This window comes from Pseudoalteromonas sp. meg-B1 (genome assembly GCF_003173795.1).
Taxonomy (GTDB): Bacteria; Pseudomonadota; Gammaproteobacteria; order Enterobacterales; family Alteromonadaceae; genus Pseudoalteromonas; species Pseudoalteromonas undina.
Genome location: NZ_QGQU01000001.1, coordinates 1281883 through 1293824, shown reverse-complemented (window position 1 = coordinate 1293824; position 11942 = coordinate 1281883). Strand labels below are relative to the sequence as shown.

Genomic DNA, 11942 nt, shown 5'->3' with positions numbered 1-11942 from the left:
CTACGTCAACCTATTTATTTTATGAAATCAGACTACTTCCTGTTGACGTAAACGTCAACCTAAAATAACCTTAAACTATTCACAACCTGTAACGATTAATTTGCATAACAAAGAAACAGGTTGCTTAGCTTACTTTTTGCCAAATAATGCAAAGGTGAGTCCGTCATAGATAAAGAGGTTATTATGATTGAACGCGAAACCATGGAATTTGATGTTGTTGTTGTAGGGGCAGGTCCTGCGGGGCTTTCAACAGCAATTAAACTCGCGCAGCAAGCACAAGAAAAACAACAAGAGTGCATGATATGTGTAGTTGAAAAAGGCTCAGAAGTTGGCGCACATGTATTATCAGGTGCCGTTTTTGAAACCAAAGCACTTGACGAATTACTGCCAAATTGGCAGGAACTCGGCGCTCCTGTTTCGACTAAAGTGGTAAATGATGAGATTTACTGGTTTAACAACGAACATAAAGCAACCTCAATTCCTCACTTTGCTACACCAAATACATTTCATAACAAGGGTAACTACATTGTTTCTATGGGTAATGTATGTCGCTGGTTAGCAGAGCAAGCGGAAAACCTTGGTGTAGAAATATTTCCAGGCTTTAGTGCGCATTCAGTCATTATTGAAGATGATGTTGTAAAAGGCATCATTACTGGCGATATGGGTGTAGATAAAAATGGCAATGAAAAAGACGGTTACATGCCAGGTATGGAGCTACGCGCTAAGTACACAGTATTTGCTGAGGGCTGTCGCGGTCATCTAGGTAAGCAACTGATCAATCAGTTTGCTTTAGACGATGAAAGTTCACCACAGCATTATGGTTTAGGTTTTAAAGAAATTTGGCAAGTTGATGAATCTAAACATCAATTGGGTAAAGTTGTACACGGAACCGGTTGGCCATTAAGTGGCGACACTGGCGGTGGCGCCTTTATGTATCATAGCGAAAACAACCAAGTGGTTGTGGGGTTAATTGTTGATTTAAATTACTCAAACCCACACTTAAGCCCGTTTGATGAATTTCAACGATTAAAACATCACCCTATTTTCAAAAATACACTTGAAGGTGGAGAACGTATTGCCTATGGCGCACGTGCCATTGCAAAAGGCGGTTTACATTCATTACCAAAAATGCACTTCCCAGGTGGTTTATTAGTAGGTTGTGATGCTGGCACGCTTAATTTTGCAAAAATTAAAGGCAATCATACGGCTATGAAATCAGGCATGATAGCCGCTGAAGTCATTTTTAATGCGCTACAAAACGATTTAGCTAATAATGATTTAACCCAGTACACCGCTGAGTTTAAAAAGTCATGGGCGTATAAAGAGCTGTATCAGTCTCGTAATTTTGGCCCTGCTATGCATACCTTAGGTAAATTTGCAGGCGGCGCATATAACACGCTTGATCAAAATATATTTAAGGGTGCCCTACCGTTTAGTTTTAAAGATAACGTACCTGACCATGCAACTTTAAAAGACGCTAACCAAGCTGAAAAAATTAACTACCCTAAGCCTGATGGCAAACTCAGTTTTGATAAGCTTTCTTCAGTGTTTTTATCTAATACCAATCATGAAGAATCGCAGCCGTGTCACTTAAAACTAAAAGATGCATCAATTCCGATTAACGTTAACTTAGTTAAATTTGACGAGCCAGCACAGCGCTACTGCCCTGCCGGCGTTTACGAAGTACAAGAAGTAGAAGGCGAGCAATCCTTTGTGATCAACGCGCAAAACTGTGTGCATTGTAAAACCTGTGACATTAAAGATCCGAGCCAAAATATTACCTGGGTAACTCCCGAAGGTGCTGGTGGCCCTAACTATCCCAATATGTAACAACCTTTCTATAGAAATTATAAACTTATCCTAAATTGCAGGGGCTTCGGCCCCTTTTTTGCGCTATGCTGTTAAGTAATATGAATGAATGAGAGTGTGTTATGGCGTCGTCGAGTGTAATTTTTCGTTTTTTAGCAGAGCCAACCGATGTAAATTTTGGTGGTAAGGTGCATGGCGGTGTGGTCATGAAGTGGATTGACCAAGCGGGTTATGCCTGTGCTGCGGGCTGGAGCGGCCATTACTGTGTAACAGTATCGGTTGCGGGCGTTAAGTTTAGCCGTCCTATCTTAGTTGGCCAAATTGTTGAGGTTGAAGCAAAAATTGCACACACCGGCAAAACCAGCATGCAAATTTTTATTCAAGTTCGCTGTGGCGACCCTAAAACGCAAAACTTAGTTGAAACCAATCACTGTGTTATTAGCTTTGTTGCTATGGATGAAACGGGTTACCCTGTGGCGGTACCAGAATTTAAATCGGTTACCGATGAAGACAAAAAGCTTGAGAACTACGCAATTAAAATGAAGCAAATAGCCATAGAAACAGAAAACTTATTAGATAAAGTTTAATTTAGTTGCTTTTATAGGTATGTAGAAACTACAACAACTTGTAAAAGCTACAATTTTTAATTTTTTATGGATTAACTGCACGCTGAACACCTGATTGTTTTGCGTGCCAAAAAAAAACAAAAAAGCTCAACAAATACACATAAAGGCCAAATATTATGCGAAATAATACTTGGCACGCTCACTGCAATTAGTAAATCGACGTTTGATGAAATAATTCATCGATATTACTTTTTAAAGGAGCTATATAATGATTAAAACACTTTCTCTTTCTGCACTTGCTTTAGCAACACTGGGTTTTAATTCAGCGGCACAAGCTGATGTTACCGACATGGACTCTCCGCGTATTTACACTGGTATTGGTTATGGCCAATATTCATTTCAGTTTGAAGATAGCGAAAACGACACCGACTTTGATGACGACGCGCAAATGTTAAAAGGTTACATTGGTACCCAATTTAATGAACATTTAAGTCTTGAGCTTGCCTATCTAAATTTTGATGAAGTGAGTGATATAGACAGCAAAGCTGAAATTGATGGCGTATCGTTAGCAGCACGTTTTGCAGCGCCGATCACTGAAGACTTTTCTGTTTATGCAAAAGGTGGTTGGTTTGAATGGGATGCAGACGTTACTCAAGAGCTACCGGTTGGCAGCATCAGCGCATCTCAAGATGGCGGCGACGTGTTTTACGGTGCAGGTATTGAATATGCATTTACAACCAATATGCAAGTGCGTTTAGAGTATGAGCGTTATGAATTAGAAGATGATATTGATCCAGAAATGGATGTTGCGTCAGTATCATTCCAATACATGTTTTAATAATAGCTTAATTGTTAAAACGCTAGGTAAGGCTATTTTTAGCCTTACCTTTTTTATTTCACATTTAAACCAATCAGTCTATAACTCCTCTCCTAATTAAGCTAATGCCAGCAACATTAATAACAGGTAGAATAACGCTCTATTTTTTCTATAACCGAGCATTATGAGCGATTATCAAATTTCGGCTATTGGCCATATTCAATCTCCGTATAAACAAAAATTTGCCATTCCTAGGCAACCTAGATTAGTACCCGAGGCTAAAGCCAAACTGATTTTTGCCAAAGAATTTAATCGTGAAGAGTTTGTTCGCGGATTAGATGAATTTAGCCATATTTGGCTGTTATTTCGTTTTCATGAAACTGCAGATAAAGGCTATTCAGCAATGGTTCGCCCGCCGCGCCTTGGCGGTAATGAGCGTAAAGGCGTATTTGCTACTCGTGCTACTTTTCGTCCAAATGCTATTGGCATGAGTGCAGTAAAGTTAGAGGGAATTGAGTATACAAACGGTCAGTTGGCGTTATTGCTCGCCGGTATTGATTTACTTGATGGCACACCCATCGTAGATATAAAACCTTATTTACCCTATTCAGACTCATTACCCGATGCAAGCGCTGGATTTGCCGATACGCGCCCAGAGACTCAAATGAGTGTTGAGTTTAGCCAACAGGCTATAGAATTTATAAATAAACAAAGTCACTATCCTGAGCTACAAGCGTTTATTAGTAATGTGCTAAAACAAGATCCGCGCCCTGCCTACAAAAAGCAAAAACAAGGCGTGCAAAGCTATGGTATGAATTTGTATGAATACAATATTACCTGGCAAGTGACTGATTCTCATCATCTGGTTACTCATATTGAGCTCAGTTAAGCTAACTTTAAAGCCCTGCTATGGCTATAAAATTCGATAAAAAATCACTTAGCGCTTTAGTGTCAATGCAACCGCTGGTAAACTGATCGCCTTAATTAAAAGAACATATCACTCTATTTCGGAAAAAACATGCGTACTAGTCAATATATACTCGCTACACTTAAAGAAACGCCATCCGATGCGGAAATTGTCTCGCATCAATTAATGCTTAGAGCCGGAATGATCCGTCGCGTCGCTTCGGGTTTATACACTTGGCTTCCCTCTGGCTTACGTGTGCTAAGAAAAGTAGAAAACATAGTACGCGAAGAAATGGATAAAGCCGGCGCAATTGAAATGCTTATGCCTGTTATTCAGCCTGCTGATTTATGGGAAGAGTCTGGCCGCTGGAGTGAGTTTGGTCCTGAGTTAATGCGCTTTACCGACCGTCATAATCGTGAATTTGCCATGGGCCCTACCCATGAAGAAGTGATCACCGATTTTGTTCGTAAAGAAATTAACAGCTACAAACAACTACCAATTACTTTGTACCAAGTACAAACTAAAGTACGTGACGAACGTCGCCCACGTTTTGGTGTTATGCGTGCCCGTGAATTTACTATGAAAGATGCCTACTCATTCCATTTAACCGATGAATGTTTAGATGCAACGTATCAAGTAATGCACAAAGCCTACTGTAATATTTTTGAACGTTTAGGCTTAGATTACCGCCCAGTAATTGCAGATACAGGCTCTATTGGCGGTAGTGTATCGCATGAGTTCCATGTACTTGCTGAATCTGGCGAAGATGCCATTGCTTTTAGTGATGCCAGCGACTACGCCGCTAATATTGAAAAAGCCGAAGCATTAGCGCCAACTGAAGCTCGCCCACAAGCAAGCAAAGAGTTAAAAGCATTCCCAACGCCTGATGCTAAAACAATTAATGAGCTTAAAAAACACTATGGCGTAAAAACCCATCGCGGTGTTAAAACATTAGTGGTTTATGGTACTCCTAATGAAGACGGCGTACGCGGGCTTGTTGCATTAGTACTGCGTGGCGATCACGAACTTAATGAACTCAAAGCTGAAAAGCACCCATTGGTTGATTCTCCACTTGAAATGGCAACCGAAGCAGATATTGTTGCTGCCATTGGCGCAAAACCAGGCTCTTTAGGCCCTGTTGGCTTAAACATGCCTATTATTGTTGATAGAACTGCGAATGTAATGGCTGATTTTGTAGCCGGTGCCAATAAAGATGATGAGCACTTTAGCGGTATTAACTGGGATCGCGACGTAACAAACTACGAAGTTGCTGATATCCGTAATATTGTAGAAGGCGATCCTAGCCCATGTGGTCAAGGCACGTTACAAATTAAGCGCGGTATTGAAGTGGGTCATATTTTCCAACTAGGTACTAAGTACTCAGAAGCATTAAAAGCAGGTGTACTGAGCGAATCAGGTAAAAACCAAATAATGACTATGGGTTGTTATGGAATTGGTGTATCACGTATTGTTGCTGCAGCTATTGAGCAAAATAACGACCAATACGGTATTACATGGCCTAAAGCTATCGCGCCTTTCGATTTAGCAATTGTGCCAATGAATATGCATAAATCGCATCGTATTCCTGATATTGCTAATAACCTCTATCAAGGTTTAAAAGATGCAGGCCTAGATGTGCTATTTGATGACCGTAAAGAGCGCCCTGGTGTTATGTTTAACGACATGGAATTACTTGGTGTACCTTACACGCTTGTCATTGGTGAGCGTAACCTTGATGAGAATAAGGTAGAACTTAAAAACCGTCGCACCGGTGAAAAACTTATGATTGATATCGATAGCGCGATTGAAACTATTAAAGCGCAATTTAAATCATAAATAATAATCTAATTAAAAAACCGCTGTATGATTTTTTCATACAGCGGTTTTTTATTGATTGCTTATCTAGTAATTTTCAAACACAGAGCTTAAATTAAGCAAATAGCACTGTCTCATAATTAATAATTTATAAAAAAAGGTCGCTGTGCGACCTTTTTTTATACTTTGCAATTTAGATGGTTATCTAAACAACACGTCTTCGCGGTTAAACCACTTAACACAAAATGCCAATAGTGCACCGGCTATCAGTGCCGTAGCCAAAAATATTAATCCCACCAGCGTGTAATCGACTGTGCCTTTAATAATTTCTTTAATCGCTAAGGCGACGTTAGTAACCGGAATAAAGGCTGTTTTAGCGGTCAGTTCCATATTAGGCATAATGGAGATAATAATTGGGAAAAATACCACCATACTTAATGGCGTCATGTAATTTTGCGCTTCTTTAAACGAACGTGCATAGATTGATATAGCCAATGCTAATGCAGAAAAAATAGCTGCAATTGGTAATAATAATACAAAAATCATCAGCAAGTCTGAAATGCCTAATGTACTAAACGCGGCTTTAATAAACTCTAGATCAGCAAATGCCAGTGCTAATGCTATCCAACACCCCATACTAATCACGGTGATAGTAGTTGATGCGATTGAAGTTGTGAGTAGAGTAATAAATTTACCCAATACTAGCTCTGTACGAGTAATGGGGGTAAGTAATAACGTTTCTAAAGTACCACGCTCTTTTTCGCCAGCGCCTAAATCAATTGCTGGGTAAGTTGCCCCCATTAGCACTAGCGGGATAAGTAAATAAGGTAAAAACCCACCTACTTTTTCACCTAAGTTTTCACGTTTGTCTGCAGTATCAACTTTAACCACATTAATTGGCTTTAAAATAGATTGCTGAGCGCTTTTATCAATACCAAAGCTCAATAGTTTACTTTCTTGAAGTGTATCGCTGTACTCTTTAGCAAGCTCTTTTACTCGCTCAAATAAGAAGTTAATTGATTTTGAATCATTAAATACAACTTGCCATTCACTTTGCTTTTTATCATCTAATGTTTTTACTGCATCGCTTGGTAAGTATATTCCCATGTCGATATCGCCAGCAGTTACCCCTGCTTTTAGCTCCTCAACACTATTAAAAGTTTTATCGCCTTTATATAACTCAAAGCTTTTATGATAAAACACTTTATCAGTAAATTCTGGGGCAAAGTCGCCATTGATAATCGCATAAGTATTCACTTTTTGCTCTGCATCAAGCGCGGCTTGCGAAGAAATAAACGCAACCACAGCAAATAACAACGGAAAAACCACAATCGGAAATACTACCACGAACAACAAGGTTTTTTTATCGCGTAGCAGCTCGGTTAATTCCTTTTTAAAAACTTCAAACATCTTGCTTCTCCGTTAATATGTTCATAAACGCTTGGTTTAATTCTTCGCTGTTACCTGCTTGTTTAAATTCAGCGAGGGTGCCATCAAAACAACTTACACCTTCATTAATAACCGCTACACGGTCACATAAAAGCGCAACTTCATCTAAATGGTGCGTAGAAAAAATAACCGGAGTGCCTTGTGCTTTTAAGCCTTTAATAAAGTTAATTACTGTTTGCGTGGTCATAATATCAAGCCCGGTAGTTGGCTCATCAAGAATAACAACGTCTGGGTGATGCACCACAGCACGCGCTATATTGGCTTTTTGCTTCATACCGGTTGATAAGTTTTCAGCACGCTTATCAATAAATTTATGCATATCGAGTAAGGTAAATAATTCTTCACAGCGTGCCTTGATTGCCTGCTTACTCATGCCATGTAGCTTTGCAAAATATTCGATATTTTCTTTTACCGTTAAACGGCCATATAAACCAGTAGAGCCAGACAAAAACCCGATAGATTTACGCCCAATCAGTGGCTTTTTAATTATATCGTTTCCGGCAATAGTAATACTGCCATCATCCGGTTTTAAAGCGGTTGAAATCATTCTTAAGGTGGTGGTTTTACCCGCACCATTAGGCCCTAACAGCCCTAATACTTCGCCTTTAGCACAGCTAAAGCTGACATTTTTTACTGAATGAAAAAAGTCTTTATCTTCGCGTGGGTCTACTTCATCTATTTTATTTTTTTTATGATCTTTGGTGAGCTTAAACTTCTTCTTAAGCGCGGTGACTTCTATCATTTTCGTGTCCTTCGTTTCGGTCTAAAATAGTCCGTGTTGTCGTAAAATGATGAATTGTTATTCTCCTCAAACCAACCAGGAACACCTAATAAGGGTAAGGGTGAAAGCTGCTTATTATCGGCTAAACAATCATCATTTTTAATCATCTCATAAAGTTGCTTATCTAGGTACTGATATTGCGTTACTAAATCTTTACAAAATATTTCACCGGGTACATTCACAAATAATGCTTTGCCTGTGAGCCCAATATAAGGTTTGGTCAACATTTCGTAATTAGCGTGGCCAAACATGAATGGCGCTATAGTTTTACCCCACTGCTCTCTATGCGTTATAAATGCTGTTTTCCATTGGTGGTCTCTTAAGCATGCTTTCCAATTAGAATCACTAATAGCTAAAACTACGCCACACTCGTCAAACAGGGTTAATGCGTTACGATGTTTACTGCGTTGTTTTAAACCATGGACTGCTATTTCATCTACATGACGCTGATTGATTAGGGCTTTTGTTTTTGGGAATAAACACCAAATAAAACCACCAAACAGATCATGCCAATTTTGCTGGCGAGTAGGTACTTCCCCAGTTTCAAAAATAACTTGTTCATAATAGCGCTCAGCAAAGTCAACCTTTGCATCATCGATAAAACGAATGGGGAGATTATTTGCGTTTATGGCATTTAAGTACGGGGCAAAATACGCAGGTTCTGGCCAGTCTGTTTGTTGATGAATTTTAAACAGCTGACGTAAGTGAGCAAATGCCCCTGTGTTTAGGCTCGTTGCTTGAAATTGTTCTGGGGGAGTAAAACGCTTCATTGTTACCTTTACTGTACATTTTTATCCCTAACAGTTTACCGCAAAAACTGGTTCTAATTAACAGAAGTTCATATACTAGGGCCACTTAGAACAAAAAAAGAGCCAATATGAAACGTTATTTTTCTTTGACCTTAATCACAACCGCGATTCTAGCGGGTTGTGCAACAACAAGTATCACTTCTGACGATGTCGCGAAAGGCTATAACAGCATTCAAGCCGATGAAATTGCTAAGCATGTAAAAGTGTTAGCCTCTGATGAGTTTGGTGGTCGTGCTCCTTCATCTGAAGGTGAAAAGCTTACGCTTGACTACTTAACAAAAGAATTTACTGCATTGGGCTTTGAACCGGGTAACGGTGATAGTTTTTTCCAAGAAGTTCCGCTTGTATCATTAGAAGCAGACTCTGACATGGTGCTTAATATTGGCGGTAAAAACTACCAATACAAAAAAGACATGGTAATGGGTAGTAGCCGTATAAGTGCGCAAGAAGGGATTGAAAATTCAGAGCTGGTATTTGTCGGCTACGGTGTTAACGCACCTGAATATAACTGGAATGATTACGAAGGCCTAGATGTTAAGGGTAAAACCGTCGTGATGCTGGTAAATGATCCTGGTTTTGCAACTAAAGATCCAAACTTATTTACCGGTGATGCCATGACCTATTACGGGCGCTGGACTTATAAATACGAAGAAGCAAGCCGTCAAGGTGCAGCGGGCGCTATTATCATTCATGAAACGGCTCCTGCTTCTTACCCTTGGTCAGTGGTTGAGAACTCGTGGAGTGGCGAGCAGTTTGGTTTTGTAAAAGATAATAACAACATGGATCGTGTTGCTGTTGAAGGTTGGGTTACTGTTGATGTAGCAAAAGAGCTATTTACTAAAGCAGGCCTTGATTTTGATACTGCTAAAGCAGAAGCAGCTAAAGGTGCTTACCATGTAGATATGGGCGATTTAGCTGCCACTGTGAATGTAAAAAATACCATCAAAAAATCGGTATCTTATAACTTTATTGCCACTCTTCCCGGTAGTAAAACGCCAGATGAGCATATTATTTACTCTGCGCATTGGGATCATTTAGGAACGGATAAAAATCGTAAAGGCGATCAAATTTATAATGGTGCCCACGATAATGCGACAGGTACAGCCGGTATGATCGAAGTGGCTGAAGCCTTTACTAAACTAGGTAAACGCCCTGACCGCTCAATGACCTTTTTAGCGGTAACCGCTGAAGAACAAGGCTTGCTTGGCTCAAAATATTACGCCGCTAACCCGGTTATTCCGGCAAATAAAACCGTTGCTAATATTAATATGGATAGCTTAAACCTATTAGGAAAAGTAAAAGATATTAGTGTGGTGGGTATTGGGAAATCGCAAATGGATGAACTATTAGCAACTGCTGCAAAAGAGCAAGGCAGAACAGTATCGGGCGACCCTAAACCATCTTCAGGTGGTTACTACCGCTCTGATCACTTTGCCTTTGCCAATATGGGTGTACCTGCTATGTATGCCGGTGGTGGTTCAGAAGCATTTGACGAAGAAACGGCTAATTATCGCAAGCGTATGAGTTTAGTATTGCGCGGTTGTTACCACCAGCCTTGTGATAGATATCGTGATGAGTGGGATTTATCAGGTGCGGTTCAAGATTTACAACTATTTTATAAAGTAGGTTTTGATATTTCACAGCAAACTCAATGGCCTACTTGGAATGAAAACTCAGAGTTTCAACGTAAATAAACGTTTTCAAGCAACCACCTAAATGATATTGATTATCATTTAATAAAATAGTACAGTGCGATCTAGTTTATTAATTAGGTCGTACTGTATGTTTTTAACAGAACAATTGGGAGTTATTTCGCCAGCTGCAAAACGTATTTTTCATCAAAATAAACGCCTAATTTTACCCCTGTTAATTTTAGTTTGTTTAGCCCTGCCCAGCTTACGCACTATAACAATCACTGCACTTAGTGATGCTTTTTTTCAAGTCAGTGTGTTTGTTGCTGCGACCCTATTTATTTACTACTACGCGATTGATCATTTACCCCAACTAGAGCTTCGTTATCTAAATGCTAAGTCTCCTGTATTAGAGGTCAGCTTTGCTGCTTTTTTAGGTATGCTGCCAGGGTGTGGTGGTGCAATCATTGTGGTTACCCAATTTACAAAGGGACAAGCAAGCTTTGGGGCTATTGTTGCGGTATTAACGGCTACAATGGGTGATGCCGCATTTTTATTATTAGCTACCCGCCCTACTGACGGGTTATCGATAATGGCAATAGGCTTAGTCGTTGGAACGCTAACAGGCTTACTGGTTAATAAACTACATAAAACGGGTTATTTATGCCCTACCAATCAAAAGCAAACACAGCCAGTGACTGTATTGCCAACCAAAATAATAAAGTTGAGCAAGCCTATTTGGTTAATGGCTATTATTCCTGGGTTACTTATTGCTTTTGTACTGGCGTTTAATATTGATTTAAGCCAATTTGGTAAGCACACAGTGACCGCAGTCAGTTTTTTTGGCGCATTAATGGCATTGTTTGTTGTGTTTATGTGGGCGCTATCATCAAAAGGTGAAAGCTATAAGGAAGTAACCTCAGAAGACGATGTATGCAGCCCGCCTTCAAAAATAACAAAAGTACTGCAAGATACTCACTTTGTAACTGCGTGGGTGGTTGCCTCCTTTGTGTTATTTGAACTATTGGTTACCGTGTTTGGCCTTGATTTAAAAACATGGTTTGTAAATTATGCCTATTTAGCGCCGTTAATTGCGGTATTAATTGGCTTCTTACCCGGTTGTGGACCGCAAATCATTGTCACCACTTTATACATTCAAGGTGTGATACCGTTTAGTGCTTTAGCAGCGAACGCCATCTCCAACGATGGCGATGCGCTTTTCCCTGCCATTGCTATGGCACCCAGAGCGGCCATTATTGCTACAATTTATACCGCCATACCGGCATTGATGGTTGGTTATGGACTGTATTACTTTGTAACTTAATTTTTTACATAAAAAAGCTCAGCAATGGCTGAGC

The 11942-nt window shown here is 39.8% G+C and carries 10 protein-coding genes; 7 read left to right on the top strand and 3 right to left on the bottom strand.

Annotated elements, in window-relative coordinates; translation table 11 throughout:
* The first annotated feature begins 183 nt into the window (after positions 1-183).
* From DK924_RS06165 to DK924_RS06145, 5 genes are all read left to right on the top strand, one after another.
* Positions 184-1830, top strand: coding sequence for an electron transfer flavoprotein-ubiquinone oxidoreductase (locus DK924_RS06165; protein WP_109874612.1), 1647 nt, complete (start codon positions 184-186; stop codon positions 1828-1830).
* 101 nt (positions 1831-1931) lie between these two features.
* Entirely contained in the window at positions 1932-2396 is a 465-nt protein-coding gene (locus tag DK924_RS06160; RefSeq protein WP_008113812.1) for an acyl-CoA thioesterase, read from the top strand.
* A 247-nt stretch (positions 2397-2643) separates the two neighbouring features.
* Positions 2644-3213 (top strand): outer membrane beta-barrel protein, encoded by a 570-nt coding sequence (locus tag DK924_RS06155; protein ID WP_054200983.1) that lies wholly within the window; start codon positions 2644-2646, stop codon positions 3211-3213.
* Between the two features lie 163 nt (positions 3214-3376).
* Positions 3377-4081 carry a tRNA (N6-threonylcarbamoyladenosine(37)-N6)-methyltransferase TrmO gene (gene tsaA, locus DK924_RS06150; protein WP_055012102.1) on the top strand — a complete coding sequence of 235 codons (705 nt, stop codon included), beginning with the start codon at positions 3377-3379 and terminating at the stop codon, positions 4079-4081.
* A 129-nt stretch (positions 4082-4210) separates the two neighbouring features.
* Positions 4211-5935: a proline--tRNA ligase gene (locus DK924_RS06145; RefSeq protein ID WP_109874611.1), complete on the top strand. Its 1725-nt coding sequence runs from the start codon at positions 4211-4213 to the stop codon at positions 5933-5935.
* Between the two features lie 180 nt (positions 5936-6115).
* Here the strand turns inward: DK924_RS06145 and DK924_RS06140 are convergent, their stop codons facing one another.
* Genes DK924_RS06140 through DK924_RS06130 form a run of 3 tightly spaced genes read right to left on the bottom strand, consistent with a single transcriptional unit; the run spans position 6116 to position 8914 of the window.
* Positions 6116-7324 (bottom strand): ABC transporter permease, encoded by a 1209-nt coding sequence (locus DK924_RS06140; RefSeq protein WP_109874610.1) that lies wholly within the window; start codon positions 7322-7324, stop codon positions 6116-6118.
* Positions 7317-8105 carry an ABC transporter ATP-binding protein gene (locus DK924_RS06135; protein WP_075169185.1) on the bottom strand — a complete coding sequence of 263 codons (789 nt, stop codon included), beginning with the start codon at positions 8103-8105 and terminating at the stop codon, positions 7317-7319. The genes DK924_RS06140 and DK924_RS06135 overlap by 8 nt, the downstream gene beginning before the upstream one ends.
* Positions 8102-8914 (bottom strand): DUF3025 domain-containing protein, encoded by an 813-nt coding sequence (locus DK924_RS06130; RefSeq protein WP_109874609.1) that lies wholly within the window; start codon positions 8912-8914, stop codon positions 8102-8104. The genes DK924_RS06135 and DK924_RS06130 overlap by 4 nt, the downstream gene beginning before the upstream one ends.
* 107 nt (positions 8915-9021) lie before the next feature.
* Between DK924_RS06130 and DK924_RS06125 the strand changes: the two genes are divergently transcribed.
* Entirely contained in the window at positions 9022-10647 is a 1626-nt protein-coding gene (locus DK924_RS06125) for a M28 family metallopeptidase (protein WP_109874608.1), read from the top strand.
* A gap of 88 nt (positions 10648-10735) precedes the next feature.
* On the top strand, positions 10736-11908 hold the full coding sequence (locus DK924_RS06120) for a putative manganese transporter (RefSeq protein ID WP_109874607.1): 1173 nt from the start codon (positions 10736-10738) through the stop codon (positions 11906-11908).
* Positions 11909-11942: the final 34 nt, after the last annotated feature.